Here is a 21497-nt window from a genome sequence, read left to right on the forward strand (position 1 = left end):
CAAAATTAGAAAAAACCAGCGCTGCTTCGTTTTTTAGTTTGGTTCAATAAGTTATGAAAAGAGGTCAATTTGAGTGGATGTGGTTGGGGCTATACCCAAATTCATTTTTAAAGGCTGCACTAAAATTTGACAAGCTGCCATAGCCAAAGTCCATAAAAATTTCGGAAGGTGTAACTTGGTTATTATGTAACAATTCTTTGGCTTTGTTAAGCCGTTTTTGCTGAAACCATTTCCCTGGAGATTTCTGGTATATACTTATAAATTTTCTCTTAAAAGTAGAGGCACTCATATTGCACAGAAAGGCTATTTCGTCAATATTCAAGTTCGTATAAAGGTTCTTTTCAATTACCATTTTAAATGATAATTCTCTTTCATTGATTAGTAAATAATGTAAGTAATCTAAAAATACCGTCCCATATTTATCCGCCAGATAAAGCATTATTTCTTCAAATTTCAGTTCCAAAATCTTTTGAGAGATAGATTGTTGCAAACCAAAAATCTGTTGGAGCGAATGAATATAATGGATGATAAAATTGTCTTTTTCTAAAAGGAAATAAGGTATATCCGTTATCTTTTTATCTGAGGCATTCTGACTGAAAGAATGGGAATGTTTCAATAAAAAATCGGTGATGTTTTTGTGAGAAAAGAAGAAGAGTAAACAACGGTATGAACTTACACCTACCAGTTCGGTAACCAAAACATTATTAGATGTGATAAGTAGCGATTGTGTTTCATTGATTGAAATGATATCATTAGAAAAGTGAATGTTTTTTTGACCATCCAATAAGAAACTGAATACATTTTTATTCAGGCCAATCTTGTTTCTGGAACCGTTCTTATACACTTCGTAATTGAAAATTTGCAAATCCGAAGTATGAGTTTCGTTATGTTCCCATAGATCTTCGGGAAGGTTTGTAATGTCCATTGTCAAAATTAAATTGATTTTTTACGGAGTGTTCTTTGGTTGTGTCATAAGAAATTCGTTCCAAAAGCGATTTTAGCCATTTGAGTTTTTTCTTGCTGTAAGGAGGGTACTTGATAACGCCTTACCACCTGTCGAATAGATAAGCTCAAAAAGCTGTTGCTTTCTTTCATCCATCATTTTCGGGAATATTTCCAAAAGTTTTTCCGAAACCTTTTCTGCAAAGCTATCTAAGCTTGTAAGGTCTTCTTTAGAAATATCCCAAAAACCTGCGGGAAGCCGAATCTCATCTTTTCCAAAATCTGTCCCGTTGTATCCGAGCAGGTATTCGGCACCGAGCAAGGTAAGACATACCATAAAAAGCTTTTTTTGCTTTTTGAAAATATACCGCCATGCTTTTTTATTCAGATTAATTAATTCGGCTACCAATGGTTCCTGATCTGTACAGCTAAACATAATGTCCACTCTTCCATCGGGAAAAATAATGACTTCTTTATCTTCATCGGTATGATTGGCACATAGCAGGAAACTCTTCACAAAACCGGAGCGCCGTTCGTCAGGAACAAATTTAATGTACTCAAAATCTTGCATCGTTTTTATGTGCATCTGACCTGGGAAGAAATATTGGATAATCTTAATCAATCGGTCAGATGAATTATATATGCAAAACTAAAAAAAAACAGTCTAAAATACACGACCACACCCGGCAAATGCTGAGTGTGGTCGTGTAAGATTTTACCATTAATGAGGTCGTATGGGCTGTTACAACTTATAGATTTCTTTTAATGCTTCTTTCAATGCCAAAGTACACTGTATTTCGCTGGCTTACAAGCCTTCAAATTTGTAATTTACCATTGTGACATGATTTTGCCACAATTTTAACCTGTTTAACTATTTGATTTAAAGAACGATATGATTCTATGCAAATATAGTAAATTATACTGTGCTATGGGAGTTTGGTACGACAATTCAGAAATTCTATTTATCAGTAAAGGCATCTCCGCTACTGCCGCAATGCGCACTAAGGAGTTATTAAATCAATACTGCCAAGACCAGTACAACTTAGCCTGCAGGCCAAAGAAAATGGTACTCCATTAGTTCCTGCAAATAGGCATTAACAGGACAGCCGCTACCCAAAGGCAACGGCTGTCAGAATTATCAACAGGTAATTACTAATGGCAGTCCTTAATGCGCAAGATGGTGGTGCGCCTGTGCTATCGAATCGTATTCATGGTGCTGGGCCGCATCGTGGTGCGTTCCCGAGTGATGATGGATCGTATCGCCATGATGATAGTCCTGGTGATGGTGCACGAAAAGGGAATCGTGATGATGGTACAGGCTGTCGTAATGGTGGACTGCCGCCCCTGTGTGATGGGCTATGGAATCATTGTAACGTTCCATATGGTGCAGGGCTCCGGCCATCCCCTGCACTGCGGCAAGGTCTTCATGCCCGCCTGCCTGAGCCGGGTCATTTTCGCTGCAGCCATAGGCAGCCAGCAGGCACGCCGCCAATAGTCCCGGCAATGTAGTGGTTCTTTTCATGTTGGTACGGTTAACGGCGGTTTTGAGCCAGCCAGTTGCTAAGTGCAATAATTTCGTTGCTTTGTGCCTCAATAATCATATTGGCCATCGCGATGAGTTCGGGATTGCTGCCATGATGGAGGTAAGTGGAGGCGCTGTCTATGGCGGCCTGGTGATGGATTATCATCAGGCTGGCAAAGTCGTTGTCAATATCGCCTGTAATCATTTGCTGGTCAGCCATCGCATCCATCTTGTCCATCCCAGTCATCTGTTCTGCCATAAAATCCATGTCCATCTCATCGGCATTGATAGCGGCGAGGATAGTTTCCAATTCCTGTATCTCCTGCTGCTGTGCAGTGACTATGGCCTGCGCCACAGCTTTCATCTCCGTATCGCTGCCTTCCTGCAGCTCCAGGCCTGCCATGGCAATGGCGCCCTCGTGGTGCATGACCATCATCGCGGCAAAATCGACATCAGGGTCATGGGTCATTTCCATGGCTGCCATCGCATCCATCATGGTATGCATTTTATTCATCATCTTGTTCTCATCATGCGCCTGCAGCTGCACGCCGTTTTTTGCGCTGTCATCATCCGAGCATGAGACCATTAAGTTCATGGCAGCAAGCACTGCCATCAGGATTGTTTTTTTCATAATTTAAAATAGTTATTGGTTTGTAATTAATAATTCAGCATAACACCAAAGCCAGCTCCCATATCGCTGTCGTAGTGTGCCGATAGAGAGCCCCAGCGCGTAATGATATAGCGCAGGCCGCCCATGTACTCCTTATCGGTATTCACCATCAGGTTCATGCGAAGGCGCCTGCCCAGCGGTATGTCCTTCCTTTCGAGCTGCAGCCTGAGGTTCCCGTCGCTGAATACCTCAGCCTGTGCTGTAACCAGCATGGGCAGGATATAACTGACCCCGGCGCTTAAGACCGCCCTTTTGTCTTTAGTATTCCCCTGGCCGAAAATGTTTTCCTCCGTCTCACCCATGTCCTGCTTCCTGTAGCGCCAGTCGAATCCTATGAACGGGAACAGCCATTGCATCTTATCCACATAACGCCCAACGTGGAGCTCTGTCTCATAGCCATGGTGGTCATTATACCCCAGCCTCCACTCGGCATTAATGCTCCAGCGCGTATTAGCAAGCATCGCCTCGCCGTCGTTGCCATTGGTCGCGAAATCGTTCTCCGCCATAAAATGGAACTCCCTGTCATCGGCAAAGAGCCTTCTTTGGGCAAGCTTGGGGTCCGGTATTTCGGGGTTCGGCGGGGAATTCTCATAACTGAAGACCCGCCCCATGCCGCTCATCATGTGGTAGAGGATGTGGCAGTGGAAAAACCAGTCGCCGCCGTCCTCGCTGGCGGCAAACTCAATGGTGTCGGTCTCCATAGGCATGATGTCAATGATATTTTTCATCGGTGCATAATCGCCATGCCCGTTTATTACCCTGAAATCGTGGCCGTGCAGATGCATGGGGTGGCGCATCATGGAGTTGTTGTGCAGGACGATGCGCAGTATCTCCCCTTTCCTGATGAGTATCTTATCTGTTTCCGAGACGACCTTGTTGTCCAGGCTCCAGACGTAACGGTTCATATTTCCGGTAAGCTCGAACTTAAGTTCCCTTACAGGGGCGTCCTTAGATAATGCCGTGTTTGTCGGGGATTTCAGCATCGCATAGTTTAAGGTCACGATATCGGCAAGCGCATTAGGGTTGTACCGGTTCTCCATGCTGTGCGTTCCATGCCCGTCAGGGGCGTTTTCGGTTTCGTGACTGTCCCCCTCGGTCGGCATTTCCATGGGCCGGTCTTCCTGCATTCCCGTGATTTCAGGATACATGACCGCGTTCATGTCCATTTGGTTCAGGGACATCTGCATCCCCATATCATCCAGGTCACCGTTCATTTTCATCATATCGTTCATCATCTTCATACCTTCGAAGTATTTCAGCTTTGGAAGCGGCGTGATCAGCTGCCTGACACCCGCTCCTAGATAAAGCGAGGCGGATTTAGTACGGTCTTCAGGGGTGGCAAGGAACTCATAGGCGATACCTTCCCCGGGAATGGTCACCACAAGGTCATAGGTCTCCGATACGGCGATCAGCAGCCGGTCCACCACTACAGGCTCTACATCGTTGCCATCACTTGCCACTACCGTGATTTTCCCGCCCGCATACGTCAGCCAGAAATTGCTCGAAGCCCCGCCGTTGGAAACGCGCAGCCGCACCTTCTGCCCTGCCTTGAACTGCGTGAGCTGGCTTTCATTGCTGCCGTTGATCAGGAACTTCTCATAATAGACGTCACTCACATCCATGGCATTCATGCGCTTCCATTCATTGGCGAGCTTGGTGGTGAAATATCCCTGCCTGATCGCCTCGCCGTAGCTCTGGGTGGTTCCTTTCCTGATCGCGAACCAATCCGAGGCATTATGAAGCATCCGGTGCACGTTTTCAGGATTCAGGTCGGTCCATTCGCTCAGCAGGACAGGTACGGTAGGCAGGTCATCAATGCCCTCCCTGAAAGTCGGGTCCGAATTCCGTTTGTTCATCACAAAGGAACCGTACATACCAATCTGCTCCTGAAGCCCGGAATGGCTATGGTACCAATGCGTTCCGTGCTGGATGATTGGAAAAGTGTACTTATAGGTCGTATGGGGCTTGATAGGCATCTGTGTCAGGTTGGGGACCCCATCTTCCTTATTGGGCAAAAACAGCCCGTGCCAGTGAAGCGATGTTTCCTCGTCGAGTTCGTTGTGGACATAGATTTCGGCGGTATCGCCTTCGGTGAAGGTCAGTGTCGGCATGGGTATCTGCCCATTAACGGCAATCGCCCGCTTGGGCTTGCCGGAAAAGTTCACTATCGTATCCCTCACATACAGGTCATAGCGGACTACCCTGGCCGGTGCATCGGCAATTGTCCTTTTCGGTGCCGCCGGCACTGGTTCCTGTTCAGGCGCTTTCGTGCTGCGGCCATCATGGCCGGCATGCTCTTTCTTGGTCGTCGGCGCTTTGGCTTGTACCGCTTTCTTTTTCGGCTCCGCCCTGGCTGCTGCCTTGGGCTTCTCCTTTACCAGCGCCATGCCGCATTTGGGGCACTTGCCCGGCTTTGGCGAATGTACCTCGGGATGCATGCTGCAGGTGTAGGACACCTGCTCTTTACCGGCTTGCGCCTGTACAGGAGCAGCCATTACAAGCATGAGCAATAAGGCCAGCAATGTAAATCCTGGTCTGGTGTAAAATGGCCTGAGGATATTTTTCATGTGGTGTTAAATTATAGCGGGTACCGATAGGCCACGCGCTGTTATGATTCTATTTTTTGCTGTCTGCATCCATGGCTTCCAGTTTGGCCTTCATCTGCCTTATTTCTTCCTGCTGGCTTTCGATGATCTGCCTGGCAAGCGCACGCACCTCCGGATCGTTCAGGTCTGCCTCTTCCGACATCAATATCGCTGAGGCATGATGGGGTATCATGGACTTTAGGAATTGCCTGTCTGAGACCCCGCCCTGCTGGCGTATGAGCAGGAAGAAACCCGCCAGTGCCAGGGCACTCACCGCGATGATGATGGCGTTGCGCTTCTTATTGTTGTACATGCCCCCCATCACCAGGAGCTCGATGATTACCATCGGTGTTGCCATCAGCCCGGCCATATAGATTTGGTTGACATTGTGCACGACATTGGCAAAGACATCTACCATCGCATACATAAGTATATACATGGCAATAAATGAGAGTGCCGTCATTAGCATAAGCTTCCTGTAATGGTGCATAGGCTTGTCTTCCGCCCCTGCATGTCTGTGATTGCTGTGTTTCATGATGAATATTTTTTAAGTTATACGGATCACTTCCTTAGCCGCAGCGAATTGAGTATGACAGAGACCGAACTCAGGCTCATCGCTGCAGCAGCTATCATGGGTGAAAGCAGGATGCCCAGCGAAGGATAGAGCACCCCTGCCGCGACCGGAATTCCAATGACATTGTAGACAAAGGCCAGGAAAAGGTTCTGGCGTATGTTCTTCATCACCTTATGGCTCAGCTCCTGTGCCGTTACGATGCCCTGCAGGTCTCCCCGGAGCAGGGTTACCCCGGCGCTTTCTATGGCGACATCAGTCCCGGTGCCCATCGCGATGCCGATGTCGGCCTGAGCCAGGGCGGGCGCATCGTTAATGCCGTCCCCTGCCATAGCCACAACTTTTCCCTCACCCTGCAGCCTCCTGATCTCCTCAAGCTTGTCCTGCGGGAGCGCCTCAGCCCTGAAATGCTCCAGTCCCATCTGCTGGGCTACCGCCTTGGCGGTGGCCGCATTGTCACCGGTCAGCATGATGACATCGATGCCTTTTTGGCGTAAGGATTTAATGGCTGCCGCGCTGCTCGGCTTGATCGCATCGGCAATGGTGATAAGGCCTTTCACGGAACTGCCGAGGCTGACATAGGATACCGTCTTGCCTTTCGCCTGTTCGCGCGCCGCTTCTTCAGCCAGCTGGCCCGGGATTGGCGCCCCGACGGCCTCCATCAGGCTGCGATTGCCCACCCCTGCACGCTGCTGCCCCAGCGTTCCGGTCACGCCTTTGCCGGTTACCGCATCAAAGTCCGCCGCCTTTTCCGGGGTGATCCCTTTATTTCGGGCATACTGCATTACGGCGGTTGCCAGGGGATGTTCGCTGTGCTGGTTCAGCGAACTGATGAGGCGCAGGATTTCATCTTCAGCCACGCCCTCGATAGGCACGACACGCTCTACCGATGGCTTGCCCTCGGTGATGGTTCCGGTCTTGTCGATGATAAGGACCTGCATCTCGGCCATCTTTTCCAGGGCTTCAGCGTTCTTGATGAGCACGCCTTGCCTCGCGCCGCTTCCCACACCGACCATGATGGACATCGGGGTAGCCAATCCAAGGGCACACGGGCAGGCGATGATCAGCACCGCCAGCGCATTGGCAAAGGCAAAGACATACGCCGGGCTGGGGCCGTAAGCCGCCCATACCACGAACGTGACCAGGGCTATCGCTATTACGGCAGGCACAAAGTACCTGGAAACCTTATCAGCCAGCTTCTGGATTGGGGCCCGGGAGCGGCTGGCAGTATTGACCATCTCGATGATCTGGGCCAGCAGGGTCTCCCCGCCAACCTTTTCGGCTGACATCAGGAACGTCTTTGTCCCGTTGATCGTGCCGGCACTTACCTTATCGCCTGCTGCTTTTGTAACCGGTATTGGCTCACCGGTGATCATGGACTCATCGATGCTTGCGGAACCTTCAGTTATGCTGCCGTCGACAGGGATCTTTTCCCCGGGCTTTACCCGCAGGATGTCGCCTTTTTGTATGTCATTGATATGGATTTGCGTTTCATTGCCGTCTTTCACCAGTGTCGCATCGGTGGGCGAGAGCTTGAGCAGTTCCCTTATCGCGCCGCTGGTTCGGCTATGGGCTTTGGCCTCAAGCAGCTGCCCCAGCAGTACAAGGGTAAGTATGACTGTAACGGCTTCAAAATACAGGTGTACGCTGCCATGGTGCCCACGGAACTCCTGGGGGAATACTGAGGGAAATAGCAGCCCGACAATGCTGAAGAGGAATGCTGCAGCTCCCCCGAGCCCAATCAGGCTGAACATGTTCAGCCTGAAGGTAGTAAACGATGTCCAGGCCCTCTGGAAGAACATCCATGTCGAGTAGAAGACCACGGGAAGGGAGAAAATGAACTGCAGCCAGTTGGAGGTATCCTGCCCTAAGGCGCTGCCGACAGGGTTGCCCGGGATCATTTCGCCCATTGCCAGCAAAAATATGGGCACGGTAAAACCTACCGCTATCCAGAATTTCCGGCGCAGCGCCTTATACGTCTGGTCTTCCTGGTCCACCGGCGCCAACGGAACAAGGTCCATCCCGCAGATGGGGCAGGCGCCCGGCGCATCCTTTATGATCTCAGGGTGCATCGGGCAGGTATACTGCGAAGCGGCTGCCTGGAGCTGCGGTACCTTTTCAAGGTTCATGCCGCATACGGGGCAGCTGCCCGGCTTGTCGTAGGTCTTGTCGCCTTCGCAATGCATCGGGCAGTAATATTGGTCGCCTTTAGCATGTTTTGGCGTACGGGTGTGCATAGGGTGCGGGTCAGGATGGTGATGGTGAGGCGTTTCTCCGTGCCCCTGCATCGTAATTTGATAGTTGCCTGCACGGCTTACCGCTTCCTGCAGGGTTGCTGTGGGTATGTGCTCCGTCATGCTGATGACGGCAGCAGGTGGGTCAAGGCTTACCTGCGCGGAAATTCCCTCAATGCTGTTGAGCGCCTGCTCTACCGCCTTGCGGCAGCCATCGCAGCTCATGCCCTGGATTTGATACGTGTGCTTCATAACAATTGATTTTGGTTGTTGCTACTTATCTCGATAAACTGTCTTGCAAGGCCTCTGCCCATTCCGCCAATACCTTCGCCTCTGTTGGGGTGAGCCTAGCCTCCCGATGCAGAAGGCTATAGGCCTCCGGAGGCATCGCCCCCGATTTTACCTGCCCTGCGATGGCACCCATCTTACTGGCCTGAAATCCAGTTCTTCCCTGCCGCGGGTGATATGCCCTTCGAGCCACCAGCCTACAGGCTGCACGTAGGCGTACAAGGGATAATCCGTTGCATTGCTGTGGCAGTCATAACAGGCGCGCTGCAACACTAATGCCACTGGCGCGGGTATCGTGCTTACATTCTCGAGGTGTGCCTCGTCCTTTGGCCGATAGGCGTCACCCTGCTTTGGCTGGTAGAGCTGCATTGCGGCAAATACCAGCAGGGTGGCAATGGCTAACCTCCCCCTCGCCCGTCGCATACTATAGCTCTTTCTTTAATGCGCCGCAGGAGAGCATCTCTTTTCCGTAATAAGGATTCTTTATCTCCTTTGTCGCGCTTATCCATGTCGCCCCCTTGCCGTCATTGTACATTGGGCAGTGGTCAAGGTAAAGCTTCCTGTCCGTGCCGAAGCGGGCTATGAGGTCGTTCATATCCTGGCTAAGCACTGACAGGTGCTCCCGCTGGTGGGCAATATCAGAGCCATTTTGGCTGATATGCTCCGCGTGTTGTTTTGCATCCGCCGCGATATCGGCGTAATCGGCGCGCTTCTCCTTCGGTATGGCAGTGGCGTCAACCTTCTCAAATTCGCCCTGCAGCGCTTTTCCTGCCTGCGCAGCGGCTTTCGCATCGTCCTTTGCAAGGGCTTCCTGAAGCTTCAGGTAGGCCGTGATAATCCCCTCGGTTGAGAAGCCTGTTTGCGCTGTAGCGTTTTCTTGAGTCCCGGCAGCTGAGCCGTCCTGACCGGCGGTGGTTTGCCTGGTAGTGTCGCTTGGCATTATGGCGGTATCAGTACCGGTTTGATCGGTATTGCTTTCTTTCTTGCCGCAGGCAACCGCAAGGGATGCTGCCGCCAACAGGGTAATCATTAAATTTTTCATTGTTGTCATAATTGTATCGGCTCTCCCGAGCCTAATTTGTTAGGTTAAAAAATGTGTATTCCAGTTTAAGGTATACGCCGTTGGGCGCCGAGCGCACCATCGAACTGTAGAGTTCCTGCCGGTAGGCCAGGTCAATCCGCGCCTGGCTGTTAATGATGAACTGCACCGAAGGCACTACATCCAGGTACGATTTGCCATTCTCGGCCAGGGTCTGCCCAAGCAGCTCGACCATCAGGTTGATGTTTGTCTGCTTGTAGCTGGTATAAGTCTTAGGATACATAAGCCGTCCCAAAGACAGCGTATAATTCATGGCAGTGCTGGCCTGTCCCTCCGGGAAATCATAGTCCGGCTTGTTATCCATTGCCTTCTCGTAGCTTACCGAAGAGCTGATGGCCGTCTTATTGACCAGCTTGGTCGCCACCAGCCCTGCCTCAAATCCTGTATTGTGCCCCATTGTCTCGATCTCTTCCTGGTGGATATCAGCATTGTTAAAGCTGTACCTGCCGAATGCCGCCATCCTGAAGTGGCTGTGGAGGTCGTCCACCGAAAGGAACCTGTATTTTGCGTAAAAGCCACCACCTTCGGTGACAAGATCGGTATTCCTGTTGCTGATGTAGGCTGTTGCCCTCACCATCCAGTCCTTATTTATGCCCCAGGTAACCTCAGGCATCATATGGTGGTTGTACCCTGAATCATACTCCTCTTTCATCAGGGACTGCCCCAGCCGCGCGCTTACCGACCCTGTCGGCACGTTACTGGCAGGCTCTGTCATCACGAACAATTCCTGGGCGCCTGCGTTGAGGGTCGCTGTAAGGAAAACTATTGCCGTTAACTTCCTCATATCACCACCTTGACATGGAAATCATTTTCATTTTCCGCGCTGTAGGTCGGATATTTGGAATACGATTTCTGCAGTTTCTTATATTCTTTTTGGGTGATGTATCCTTTGTCCTGAATCTTTAGCTTGGTCTCCCCATTAAGGGCTTTTTCCTTTGAATCAATGAAAACAAAGGTCGCATCTCCGGCCTGTAACGTAGTATTATCCTTGGGCAGCACATTGCTGAGTTCAAGGGTCACTACCATTGATCCGACAAAAAAGCCGGCTTTCTCCACACTGCTTTTCAGCGTTGCAGGTGTAATGGCGTTGCCATCCCTGAAGGATACCGTAAAGGTATTGGTGTTGAGGTCGGTCTCGACGCTCTCCACCCCATCAAGGGCTTTAAGCTGCTTATTAATGGCATTGGAACACATGGAGCAGGTAAGCCCCGTCGCCAGGATCTCGGCTTTTTTTAACTGGCCGTACCCTGTAGCTATTGACATAAGGGTAAGCAGGCTGAGAATTAAAAATTTATTTATCTGGATTTTCATCTTACTTCTTTTTGTTGATTTCATTTATGATCTGCTCCTCAGTGGGGTTGACGGCAACAAGCCTTCCCGAGGTGTCGAATAGGAAGCTCGCTGGCATTTCCTCAACGCCGAAAGCGAGAGCCGACTTCGCCTCAAAGCCACCGGGGTCATTGGCCTGGGTATAGGTGACCTTATCCTTCTTAACAGCACCAAGCCATTTCGATTTGTCCTTATCCAGCGAGATGCCGACTATCTCAAAATCCTGAGGGCGGTATTTGCCATAGAGCTTCACCAGCTTTTTGTTGGCGAGACGGCAGGGCCCGCACCATGAGGCCCAAAAATCGACCAGGACCACTTTCCCCTTGAAAGAGCTCATGTTGAGAGGCTGTCCCGAGCTGTTGTTGAGATTCAGGTTCGGCAGGGCATCGCCGGGCCTGATCTGCGCCGTTAATGAAAGCGAAAGCAGGCAAACTAAAACTGCAAGTATCAGAGTCTTTTTCATTTTACTCTATTGTTTCCACAGTTTTCCCACAACTCAGCATCTGCGAGCCATAGTATGGGTTTTTAATCGCCTTCTCTGCGCTTAGCCAGTTGGCTCCCTTGCCGTCGTTGAACATCGGGCAGTTGTTGTAATAGACCGGCTTTGAAAGGCTGGCTGCTTTTGCCAGGGTGTGCATATTTTCAGAGAGGTCTGCAAAGAGTGCCCTTTGCTTCTTAAGGTCGGAAGTGCCGGCAATGCCTTTTATCGCAGCCGACAGCTTGCCTGTCACCTGCATCCACGCCGTATGCTCTTTTTCTTTTAATGAGGCCATAGCCACAGTGCCGATAGTTTTCTGGAGTTCACCCGCAGCGGCAGCGGCCTGCTTGCCGTCTGATTTTACTAAGGCCTCCTGGAGGATGAAGTAACCTGAGAATACCGGGGCAAGCGCATCAGACTGCGCGGTGTGTGCAGCTGTACCGGTTTGGCCTTCACCTGCAGGTGCACCCGCAGCATGTCCGCTGTGGCTCCCTTCATTGCCCGCCTGGGCAGTAACGCCCGTACGCTCATACTGGCAGCAGCCATGAAGATTGTTATAGGCTTCTTGCGGGGCAAGGTATTTTTCGTTATCGTATCCGGCAAGGGCGATACGCTTAAGGATCTGGTCAGGGCTGGTTTTTTCGGAATCATAGGTGATGGTGGCAACCTGCTTATCCTTATCCCAGTCCACCTGGGCCTCTTTTCTGATGTTGCCGGCTTTCTCAATTGTGGTCTCGCACATGCCGCAATTGCCGGAAACCTTCGCAGAGACAGTTTGCGCATTTTTTATCTGTGCATGCACAGGGAATGATGATGCCAGGATAAGTGCCGGCACCATAAGCTTTTGAAGTAAACTCATGACGTAAATATGTTATAGATATTGGAATATGTGCAGCATCGCCGTTATAGCGGCAGACCGCAATAAGGAATACTCAGCTGTCCCGACAGGACGCACTTCTGGCTGTTACCGTTGGGGATCTAGCCTATCTTTGGAGGAAGCCGCAACGAATCTATTGCGGATTGGAAAAATGCTTCGGTATACCCGAATGGTACATTTTCACCCGCATTTTCTATAAACCGGGGTTTATAGTCTATCATTGGGATGGTTGCAAATGCATACGCCGAAAAGGAAGGGCAGTTGCATGAGGAATGGCCGCATTTTCCGTCGCAATCCTTATGATTCTCGCCGCAGGGCGAAGATTGTTTCTTTTCCTTGCAGCATTCCTTTTTGCAGGACTTGGCGGAAGTTTCCTTATGATGGCCGTCCGCCTTCTTGCCGCAGGCAAAAGACAGCGATGGGCTCAGTAACAGGCCCAGGGTCATCAGCAGTATGAAATGAAACTTCCTCAAGATGAAAATATTTGAATTACAAATTTAGAAAAAAATACATTATGCGAACGGCACAACTGTTAAAATCATGTTATATGTCGTTCTGCCTTTTCTGGTCTGGTTGCAATTTTATACAAAGGTAGGGTTTGCATCCACATGGGACTTATAGAATTTTGGATTTGATGTATATAATTTTTGGATGCGCGGGCGCTAGCGTGCACACGAAAACCAGTGGATACCGATAATCCCGATAAAGTGCTGACAGTATCCGGCGAGGGTGTCGACCAGGACAAAATTATCGCTGCCGTAAGCGCGGCAGGCTTTAGAGCGGAAAGGATTTAATAATGAAAAACCCTCAATTGAGGGTTTTTCATTATTATATTACAGATAATTATGCTTTCTTGCAGCAGCCATCAAGACCTTCATAGGCTACAGGATCTGCTTTAACCTCATCAGCATCGTATCCTAGTTTGCTAATTGCGGCTTTAATTTTATCAAGGCTAGTTTTCTTAGAATTATAGGTCACTTTGATAGTCATTGCCTTGTCATCAAGGACCACCATCTGAACACCTTTTTCTTTTAATAAAGCCTGATTAAATTTCGGGCCACATGTTTCACAAGCTTTGCAATGGTCACAATAGATTGCGGTTTTTATAGTTGCGGTCAGGATCGTCTTTTTCTCCTGTGCTGATGCCGTGTTGGACAAGGCTAATAAAAAAATGCTATGGATAAAACTTTAAAGATTGATTTCATGTTGTAATTTTTAATTGTTACGGCAAATATAGTACTAGTTTTAAATGTTTGACTTCTGGATGCGCACTGCATTCAGAATTGCCAAAAGGGCAACCCCTACATCGGCAATAACAGCCTCCCACAGGTTGGCTATACCGCCAGCCCCCAGCGCAAGGACTATAATCTTTACAGTCATCGCCAAAATAATATTCTGCCAGACGATTCGCTTGGTTAGCTTTCCAACGCGGATGGCGGTAACGATCTTGGACGGCTGGTCGTTTTGTATGACAATGTCTGCGGTCTCAATGGTCGCATCGCTGCCAAGCCCACCCATGGCAATACCTGCGTCGGCAAGTGCAACCACCGGCGCATCATTAACCCCATCGCCTACAAAAGCTATACGTTTACCCTGATCCTTGAGAGCCTGCACTTTTTCGACCTTACCTTCAGGTAGCAGGTCACCGTACGCATTATCAATTCCAAGTTCCCTTGCGACCTGCTCGACTACAGCCTGCTTATCTCCCGATAGCATCACGGTCTGGATTCCTAGACTATTCAGTTCTCTTATCGCTTGAGGTGCATCTTCCTTGATTTTATCAGCGATCATAATATGTCCGCTGTATTTATTTTCTACAGCAACTACGACAATTGTATAGACGATTGCGTCAATGGCTTGGGGATACTCAATATTGAATTTCTTCATAAGTTTTGTATTTCCTGCCAGGACTTGCTTCCCGTTGATGGTACCTTTTAGCCCATGCCCTGAAATTTCTTCCACATTAGAGATTGCAAAGCCGTTCAGTTTTTCTTTACCTGTATGCTCAACAATAGCGAGCCCAATGGGATGTGTTGAGTGGCTTTCCAGAGCTGCAGTTGTTGTAAGCAGCTCTTCATCAGACAGTCCATCTGCCACCACTTCCTGCACCTTGAAGATGCCTTCGGTGAGTGTTCCGGTCTTATCCATCACAACAACATTTACCGCTGTCATCACATCGAGAAAATTAGACCCTTTGAAAAGTATGCCTTTGCGGGAAGCAAGGCCAATGCCTCCAAAATAGCCTAACGGTATAGAAACCACAAGAGCGCAGGGACAGCTTATCACAAGGAATACCAGCGCCCTGTAAAACCATACCCTGAAGATATACTCCTCGACAAAAAGAGAAGGCACGAGGCATACTGCCAATGCTAACGCAAAAACAATTGGGGTATAGACCTTTGCAAAGCGGCTGATGAAAAGCTGCGTCTGGGATTTTCGGGATGTCGCATCCTGTACCATTTCCAGTATCTTGCTAAGCTTGCTGTCCTGAAACAACGAGGTAACCCTGACTTCCGCCACCGTATTTAGGTTTATCATTCCTGCGTAAATCTTTTCGCCCTTTTCTTTGGTATCAGGCTTGCTTTCGCCTGTAAGTGCTGCCGTATTGAAGGAGGCTTTACCAGAAACCAATTCGCCGTCGAGTGCAACTTTTTCACCCGGCTTGACCTGAATAACTTCATCAATTCCTACTTCAGTAGGGTGGACTGTGACCGTATTGCTGCTGCGAATGACAGTTACCTCTTCCGGCCTCACATCCAGCAGTGCCTTGATGCTTCTTTTTGCACGGTTGACAGCACTGTCCTGAAACCATTCCCCAATTGAGTAGAAGGCAATTACTGCAACACCCTCGCTGTACGACCCTATGGCAAAGGCGCCAATTGTTGCTACACTCATCAGGAAAAATTCATTGAAGAAATCCACCCTTAGTGCTTTTTGCCATGCCATATACAGTACATTATACCCTGACAGGAGATAAGCGATTGCATAGACTGCTAAGCTGTAGGGAAACGCCGGTATATAATCATATCCGTATTCCAGGGTAAGCATCGCGAAGAGCATTGCAATAGCCAGAAGCAGCGGCCAATGGGCGAACCAGCTTTCGCCCTCATCAGTAACCTTTGCCGGGACCGATGGCTTTGCGTGCATTGTATCGTTTTCCATAATTATTGTTTAGTGGATTAATGTTCGTGGCCTCCTCCGCCTTCACTTTTCAGCAGGTGGCTTTGGATGTAGTAGGCTCCTTTCAGTACAATTTTCGCATCCTTGGCTATTTCCTGTAATAAGGTAACCTGCACATAGCCTAACTGGCTTGTCCCGGTCTTCACTTCAATACGCTGGAAATGGTAGGCAACGCTTTCCGGCTCTGTATGCACATCGCCATCATCATGCGAATGTCCCTCCGAAGCGTCGTGGTCATGCTCATGGTCATGCCCGTCCTCGTGGCCATGGCCTTCCTGCTCATGATGAGCAGGCTCGTCATGCCCTTCCTCCAGCACAAAGATATATTCCCTGCCATCTGCCCTTATTACTGCATCAGCTGGCAATGCCTGTACCTGACGGGTGCCGACATCAATCAGGGCATTGACATACATCCCGGGTATCAGCGATTTGGTAGGGTTAAGTATTTCTGCATGCACTGCTACCGACTTGGTGTCATTTTCAAAAGACTTGCTTACGTTGAATACTTTGCCTGTAATTTCGGTATTGTCCTGATTGGTCAGTACAAACCGGATATTCTGCCCCTCCTTTACCTTTTGAAGGTCTTTCTCGTAGACCAACAGGTCGACGTGGAGCTTAGAATTGTCAACAACAGTGAACAGCGGTTTGCCGACTTCAGCATTGCTGGCAAGCTTTACATTAACCTCTGTAACATAGCCTGTCAACGGCGATGTCAGCGCCATTACAGAAGTTGCTGACTTCTTGCTAAGATTGAGCACCGACAGCTGCCTGTCCAGGGAAGCGAGCCTCGATTTTTCAATATCATAATCGGATTTTGTACGCTGGAATACCTTCTTGGAATTCACATTCTCATCACTTAGAATCTTTTGCCTTTCATACTCAAGTTTCAGGAACTCAAGGTTGCTTTTGGAGGTCAGGTAGGCTTCCTGCAATTGGGCAAATTCAGGGCTTTCCAAAGTAGCCAGTACCTGCCCTTTCTTCACGAACTGTCCCTCGATCACATCGATGGACTTTACGATCCCGGTCATATGGACCGAAACGTCAGCCTGGTTTTGGGGCGGAAGCTTGGTGTAGCCATTGGCATTCACGACCTCGCTCAGGTTTTTCATACTAAAAGTTCCCAACTCAATAGAAGATGCCTTGAACTGCGCTTCGTTGAGCTCCACTTCCTTAATCGCTGGAGCTTCACCTGCTGCCTCCTGCGCCTTTTTTTCTCCCTGCTCATGTTCATGATTGTGGGGGTCGCTTTCCACCGTATTTCGCAACAGGAAATAGTCAAACGCAAAAACCGCAGCAAGCCCGAGGATTATATATACTATATGTTTTAGCTTTATATTTTTCATTATCATTTAGAATTATTGGTTCAACAGGAATTGCAGGTTGATTACAGCCTGGTTATGGTTGTTTACAGCATTAATGTAATTGGTCCTTATGTCAAGGGCTGTCTCAAGGCCTTGCATGTATTCCACGTAGGATATATCGCCGTTCATATACGCCTTAGTGGAATTATTGACGATGATCTTGGCATTAGGCAGCGCTGTTGTAGTGTAGTAACTCACCAGGGACTCATAAGTATTCAGCTGCTCCAGCTGTTGCTGGAATTCCCCCTGCAATTGGGCCTGAAGATAGTCAGCACTCATTTGTTGCGCTTCCACATTGGTTTTGGAAGCTTTTATCCTCGACGACCCGCTTCCGGCAAAAATCGGAATGCCGATCCCTACGGAAAATCCCTGAAACTGTAAGGAACTGTCATAATTTACAGGCGCACCGTTCACATCCTGCATGCCGCGCATCGACTGTATGAAATAGCCTGCCGTAAAATCCGGCATCAGGGCAGACCGCTCCACTTTTATTCCCGCCTTGGCAACCTCAAGTTCCTGCTGGGAAAGCTTCACGTTTGCATTTTGCTTTATCATTGCGGAGTCTCTCACCGCCATGGCAGGGAGCGCAATAAATGTGGTATCGGCCACCGTAAAGTCATTTGTAAGGTTCAGCAGTATCCGCATCTTGGAACGCTCCACTTTTATCATCGCTTCATTTTGCTTTATCTGCTGAAGGAGTTCCTGCTGCTTGGCAATTGCGGTCGTATTTTCCAGGGAGCCGGTTTCCCCGGTTTTAAATTTCAGGTCAGCCGCACGGACAAATTTCTGCATATAGCCATTCTGTTCCTGGAGGATTTTATTGAGTTCATTATAAAACAGGATGGCGTTCCATGACTGGCGTACCCTATAGGTCAGTTCCTGTTTGGTAACTTCCAGGCGCAATTCTGCCGCTGTCGCCGTTGCATTGAGCAACTTTCTCCGCGCCCCGAACTGGAACGGGTTAAAAGTCTGTGAAATGCTAAAGTATTTATCCTGCGCGGCAGTGTTTACCTGGCCGAAAGTCCCCATTACTTCGGTCTTGGGCAAGTCAAATACTGTGCCTTTGAGCTGCGACTGCATACGGCTTTCAAGTACCGATGCCTGCACGCCCCTGTTATTCTGAACTGCCATGGATATGGCGGAATTCACGTCCAGTGATTTTTGGGTTTGGGCATTGGCACTTCCTATTGACAGGAAAAAAGCTATAACGGCAATACCTTTTACTTTGGGGTTTTGGCCGAACCCTTTCTCAAAATAATAATACAATATCGGAAGCACGATCAGTGTCAGCAATGTCGCTGTAATTAGCCCGCCAATTACTACGGTCGCCAAAGGCTTCTGCACCTCGGCTCCCGCCCCGGAACTCAACGCCATCGGAAGGAATCCCAGTGAAGCTACTGCGGCAGTCAGGATTACCGGCCTTAGCCTCGCCTTTGTCCCATCATGGATACGTTTGTAAATATCATTCATACCTTCGGATTTTAACTGGTTGAAATAAGCGATTAATACGATACCGTTGAGCACAGCCACGCCGAATAAGGCTATGAAGCCCACGCCGGCAGAGATGCTGAAAGGCATATCGCGCAGCCATAGGGCAAAAACACCCCCGATAGCGGAAAGCGGGATAGCGGTAAAGATGAGCAGGGATTGCTTTATGGATTTGAATGTGAAATAAAGCAGTACGAATATCAATGCCAGTGCTACTGGGACAGCAACCATAAGGCGCTTGTTGGCTTCGACAAGGTTCTCAAACTGGCCTCCGTAGGTGATATAATAGCCAGAGGGAAGCTTAAGGCTCTCATCGAGCTTTTCCTGTATTTTGTTGACGACCGATTCTACATCCGCCCCGCGGACGTTGAACCCGATTACGATTCTCCTCCGCCCGTCTTCCCTGCTGATCTGCATCGGGCCGTCCTCATATTTAATATCGGCGACCTGGTCCAATGGGATTTGGCTCTCCGAAGGAAGCGTAACATAGAGCGACTTAAGGTTGCTGATGTCCTGGCGGCTGTCTTCTTCAAGACGCACCACCATGTCAAAACGCTTTTCTCCTTCATAGACAACCCCCGCAGCTTCACCCGCAAAGCCCATGCGGATTACCCTGTTAAGGTCTCCCACATTGAGGCCGTAAAGTGCGAGTTTGTCCTTGTTATAGCGTATAGTTATTTGTGGCAGGCCTGTAACGCGCTCTGCCTTGGCATCGGCAACACCTGATATACCCTTTATCATCTGGGTAACTTCCTCACCTTTGCTGACCAGCATATCGATGTCCTCACCAAAAATCTTTATGGCAACATCGCTGCGCACCCCAGTCATAAGCTCATTCATACGCATCTGTACAGGCTGTGAGAATTCAGTCGTTGCGCCGGGAATCTCCTCAAGCACTTCCTCCATCTTCTCCATCAGCTCTTCCTTTGTTTCCGCGGATGTCCACTCGTCTTTATCTTTTAGTATGATAATCATATCACCCGCTTCTATAGGCATAGGGTCCGTCGGTATTTCAGCGCTTCCAATCTTGGTGACAATCATCTTAATTTCAGGGAACTTATCACGCAAAAGCTTTTCTGCCTTGGTAGTAGCTTCAATTTCCTGGGAGAGCGAACTTCCTGAAGCTATAATAAGGTGTGTGGCCACGTCACCCTCATCAATTGTCGGAATGAATTCACCTCCAAGCGAGTTAAAGACCAATAGTGCCATCGCGAACAAGGCCAGGGATGCGCCGATGATTAAACTCTTTGCCTTGAGTGCCCTTTCAAGTAGCGGACGGTAGAGATTATAGATTGAAGATATGATCTTGTCGCTATAATTCGGCGTATGCCCTGTCTCTTTCTTAAGCACCCAAGCGCTCATCATCGGTACATAAGTAAGGGAAAGAATGAATGCGCCCAGTATCGCAAAGGATACGGTCTGTGCCATAGGCCCGAACATCTTCCCTTCCACACCTACCAGTGCCAGGATGGGTAAGTACACGATAAGTATGATAATCTCGCCAAACGCCGCACTGCTCCTGATCTTTGAGGCTGCACCATATACTTCTTCATTCATCTCCGCGGCAGAGAGCTTCCGTTTCTTACTCACCTCAAGCCGGTGGATTATGGCCTCTACGATAATAACAGCACCATCGACAATAATCCCAAAATCAATAGCGCCAAGGCTCATCAGGTTACCGCTGACACCAAAAAGCTTCATCATCGAAATGGCGAAGAGCAGGGCGAGCGGGATTACCGAGGCAACTACTAAACCGGCACGCCAGTTGCCTAGCAGTAAGACCAGTATAAAGACTACGATAAGTGCACCCTCAATAAGGTTTCGCTGTACAGTGCCTATTGCATTGTCCACCATTTTTGTCCGGTCGATGAACGGCTCGATGGCAACACCCTCCGGAAGGGATTTTTTGATCTGCTCCATCTTTTCCTTTACCCGCTCTACAACCTGTCCGCTATTTTCACCTTTGAGCATCATGACGAATCCGCTTACTTCTTCGCCTGTGCCATCTTTGGTTACTGCCCCGTAGCGGATGCTGCTCCCTATCTGTACCTTAGCAACGTCCCTGACCAGTATGGGGATGCCATTGACATTCTTGATAACGATTTTATTTATATCATCAATACTGCTTACCATACCAATGCCCCTGATGAAATACGCATAGGGCTTTTTATCAATATAGGCTCCGCCGGTGTTTTCATTATTGGCCTCCAGAGCCTCGAAAATTTCGGATACTGTTGTGTTCATGCTCCTCAGGCGGTCGGGCTGCACCGCAATCTCATATTGCTTTAGCAGGCCCCCAAGCGTGTTTACTTCAGCAACACCTTTGGTCCCTGTCAATTGGGGCTTAATGATCCAGTCCTGAATGGTCCGCAGTTCTGTAGCGTCGAACTTATCTTCATATCCTTTTTCAGGGAAAACCACGTATTGGTAAATTTCCCCAAGACCGGTACTTATAGGGGACATTTCAGGTGTGCCGAGGCTTTTGGGAATGACATCTTCAGCCTCTTTTATCCGTTCTGAGATTTGTGCCCGTGCCCAATAAACATCAACATCGTCCTCAAAAACGACTGTCACTACGCTGAGCCCAAAACGGCTTATAGAGCGAAGCTCTACAACTTTGGGTATTGATTTTACTGACTGCTCGATTGGATACGATATGAGCTGTTCTACCTCCTGGGTCGCAAGAGTGGGTGAACTGGTAATAATTTGCACCTGATTGTTCGTGATGTCAGGCAGGGCATCGATAGGGAGGTTATAAAGGGATATTGACCCCACCGCTACCAATACCAAAGTGAACAAGCCAACAATAAATTTATTGTTGATGCTAAAATGAATGATCTTATCTAACATTGATGATGCATTAGTCTAATGAT

The 21497-nt window shown here is 48.9% G+C and carries 17 protein-coding genes and 1 pseudogene; all 18 read right to left on the reverse strand.

The window, feature by feature from the left end:
• Positions 1-64: 64 nt before the first annotated feature.
• The 18 genes and pseudogenes from OGH69_RS12495 to OGH69_RS12580 all read right to left on the reverse strand — a co-directional run bounded on the left by OGH69_RS12495 (position 65) and on the right by OGH69_RS12580 (position 21474).
• Positions 65-925 (reverse strand): helix-turn-helix domain-containing protein, encoded by an 861-nt coding sequence (locus OGH69_RS12495; protein ID WP_073411757.1) that lies wholly within the window; start codon positions 923-925, stop codon positions 65-67.
• Positions 926-997: 72 nt separating this feature from the next.
• Entirely contained in the window at positions 998-1564 is a 567-nt protein-coding gene (locus OGH69_RS12500; RefSeq protein WP_265174817.1) for a hypothetical protein, read from the reverse strand.
• Between the two features lie 543 nt (positions 1565-2107).
• Positions 2108-2464, reverse strand: coding sequence for a hypothetical protein (locus tag OGH69_RS12505; protein WP_265174818.1), 357 nt, complete (start codon positions 2462-2464; stop codon positions 2108-2110).
• A 10-nt stretch (positions 2465-2474) separates the two neighbouring features.
• Positions 2475-3095, reverse strand: a complete 621-nt coding sequence (locus OGH69_RS12510) for a DUF305 domain-containing protein (protein WP_265174819.1) — start codon at positions 3093-3095, stop codon at positions 2475-2477.
• A 26-nt stretch (positions 3096-3121) separates the two neighbouring features.
• Positions 3122-5638, reverse strand: a complete 2517-nt coding sequence (locus OGH69_RS12515) for a multicopper oxidase domain-containing protein (RefSeq protein WP_372339339.1) — start codon at positions 5636-5638, stop codon at positions 3122-3124.
• 112 nt (positions 5639-5750) lie between these two features.
• The gene (locus tag OGH69_RS12520; protein WP_265174821.1) at positions 5751-6254 is read right to left on the reverse strand and encodes a DUF305 domain-containing protein; all 504 of its coding nucleotides are present in this window, start codon (positions 6252-6254) and stop codon (positions 5751-5753) included.
• A 26-nt stretch (positions 6255-6280) separates the two neighbouring features.
• Positions 6281-8776, reverse strand: a complete 2496-nt coding sequence (locus OGH69_RS12525; protein WP_265174822.1) for a heavy metal translocating P-type ATPase — start codon at positions 8774-8776, stop codon at positions 6281-6283.
• Positions 8777-8801: 25 nt separating this feature from the next.
• Positions 8802-9235, reverse strand: a pseudogene (locus OGH69_RS12530) (heme-binding domain-containing protein).
• A gap of 1 nt (position 9236) precedes the next feature.
• The gene (locus OGH69_RS12535) at positions 9237-9854 is read right to left on the reverse strand and encodes a DUF3347 domain-containing protein (RefSeq protein ID WP_265174824.1); all 618 of its coding nucleotides are present in this window, start codon (positions 9852-9854) and stop codon (positions 9237-9239) included.
• 31 nt (positions 9855-9885) lie between these two features.
• Positions 9886-10695, reverse strand: coding sequence for a hypothetical protein (locus OGH69_RS12540; RefSeq protein ID WP_265174825.1), 810 nt, complete (start codon positions 10693-10695; stop codon positions 9886-9888).
• Entirely contained in the window at positions 10692-11222 is a 531-nt protein-coding gene (locus OGH69_RS12545; protein ID WP_265174826.1) for a heavy-metal-associated domain-containing protein, read from the reverse strand. The genes OGH69_RS12540 and OGH69_RS12545 overlap by 4 nt, the downstream gene beginning before the upstream one ends.
• 1 nt (position 11223) lies before the next feature.
• Positions 11224-11703, reverse strand: a complete 480-nt coding sequence (locus OGH69_RS12550; RefSeq protein WP_265174827.1) for a TlpA family protein disulfide reductase — start codon at positions 11701-11703, stop codon at positions 11224-11226.
• 1 nt (position 11704) lies between these two features.
• Positions 11705-12577: a DUF3347 domain-containing protein gene (locus OGH69_RS12555; RefSeq protein ID WP_265174828.1), complete on the reverse strand. Its 873-nt coding sequence runs from the start codon at positions 12575-12577 to the stop codon at positions 11705-11707.
• Between the two features lie 119 nt (positions 12578-12696).
• Positions 12697-13068: a hypothetical protein gene (locus tag OGH69_RS12560; protein WP_265174829.1), complete on the reverse strand. Its 372-nt coding sequence runs from the start codon at positions 13066-13068 to the stop codon at positions 12697-12699.
• A 370-nt stretch (positions 13069-13438) separates the two neighbouring features.
• A complete protein-coding gene (locus OGH69_RS12565) occupies positions 13439-13753 on the reverse strand; it encodes a heavy-metal-associated domain-containing protein (RefSeq protein ID WP_265174830.1) in 315 nt (104 codons plus the stop codon).
• A gap of 87 nt (positions 13754-13840) precedes the next feature.
• Positions 13841-15757 (reverse strand): heavy metal translocating P-type ATPase, encoded by a 1917-nt coding sequence (locus OGH69_RS12570; RefSeq protein WP_265174831.1) that lies wholly within the window; start codon positions 15755-15757, stop codon positions 13841-13843.
• 17 nt (positions 15758-15774) lie between these two features.
• Positions 15775-17118: an efflux RND transporter periplasmic adaptor subunit gene (locus tag OGH69_RS12575; protein WP_265174832.1), complete on the reverse strand. Its 1344-nt coding sequence runs from the start codon at positions 17116-17118 to the stop codon at positions 15775-15777.
• Between the two features lie 12 nt (positions 17119-17130).
• A complete protein-coding gene (locus OGH69_RS12580) occupies positions 17131-21474 on the reverse strand; it encodes a CusA/CzcA family heavy metal efflux RND transporter (protein WP_265174833.1) in 4344 nt (1447 codons plus the stop codon).
• Positions 21475-21497 lie beyond the last annotated feature (23 nt).

This window comes from Flavobacterium sp. MFBS3-15, from assembly GCF_026107645.2.
Taxonomy (GTDB): Bacteria; Bacteroidota; Bacteroidia; order Flavobacteriales; family Flavobacteriaceae; genus Flavobacterium.

What these genes read in the sequence shown, in the direction of transcription:
- OGH69_RS12495 (WP_073411757.1), bottom strand. Translation starts at nt 925, where the DNA reads ATGGACATTACAAACCTTCCCGAAGATCTATGGGAACATAACGAAACT.
- OGH69_RS12540 (WP_265174825.1), bottom strand. Translation starts at nt 10,695, where the DNA reads ATGAGGAAGTTAACGGCAATAGTTTTCCTTACAGCGACCCTCAACGCA.
- OGH69_RS12535 (WP_265174824.1), bottom strand. Translation starts at nt 9,854, where the DNA reads ATGAAAAATTTAATGATTACCCTGTTGGCGGCAGCATCCCTTGCGGTT.
- OGH69_RS12545 (WP_265174826.1), bottom strand. Translation starts at nt 11,222, where the DNA reads ATGAAAATCCAGATAAATAAATTTTTAATTCTCAGCCTGCTTACCCTT.
- OGH69_RS12505 (WP_265174818.1), bottom strand. Translation starts at nt 2,464, where the DNA reads ATGAAAAGAACCACTACATTGCCGGGACTATTGGCGGCGTGCCTGCTG.
- OGH69_RS12575 (WP_265174832.1), bottom strand. Translation starts at nt 17,118, where the DNA reads ATGAAAAATATAAAGCTAAAACATATAGTATATATAATCCTCGGGCTT.
- OGH69_RS12555 (WP_265174828.1), bottom strand. Translation starts at nt 12,577, where the DNA reads ATGAGTTTACTTCAAAAGCTTATGGTGCCGGCACTTATCCTGGCATCA.
- OGH69_RS12510 (WP_265174819.1), bottom strand. Translation starts at nt 3,095, where the DNA reads ATGAAAAAAACAATCCTGATGGCAGTGCTTGCTGCCATGAACTTAATG.
- OGH69_RS12580 (WP_265174833.1), bottom strand. Translation starts at nt 21,474, where the DNA reads ATGTTAGATAAGATCATTCATTTTAGCATCAACAATAAATTTATTGTT.
- OGH69_RS12570 (WP_265174831.1), bottom strand. Translation starts at nt 15,757, where the DNA reads ATGGAAAACGATACAATGCACGCAAAGCCATCGGTCCCGGCAAAGGTT.
- OGH69_RS12520 (WP_265174821.1), bottom strand. Translation starts at nt 6,254, where the DNA reads ATGAAACACAGCAATCACAGACATGCAGGGGCGGAAGACAAGCCTATG.
- OGH69_RS12515 (WP_372339339.1), bottom strand. Translation starts at nt 5,638, where the DNA reads ATGCTTGTAATGGCTGCTCCTGTACAGGCGCAAGCCGGTAAAGAGCAG.
- OGH69_RS12525 (WP_265174822.1), bottom strand. Translation starts at nt 8,776, where the DNA reads ATGAAGCACACGTATCAAATCCAGGGCATGAGCTGCGATGGCTGCCGC.
- OGH69_RS12550 (WP_265174827.1), bottom strand. Translation starts at nt 11,703, where the DNA reads ATGAAAAAGACTCTGATACTTGCAGTTTTAGTTTGCCTGCTTTCGCTT.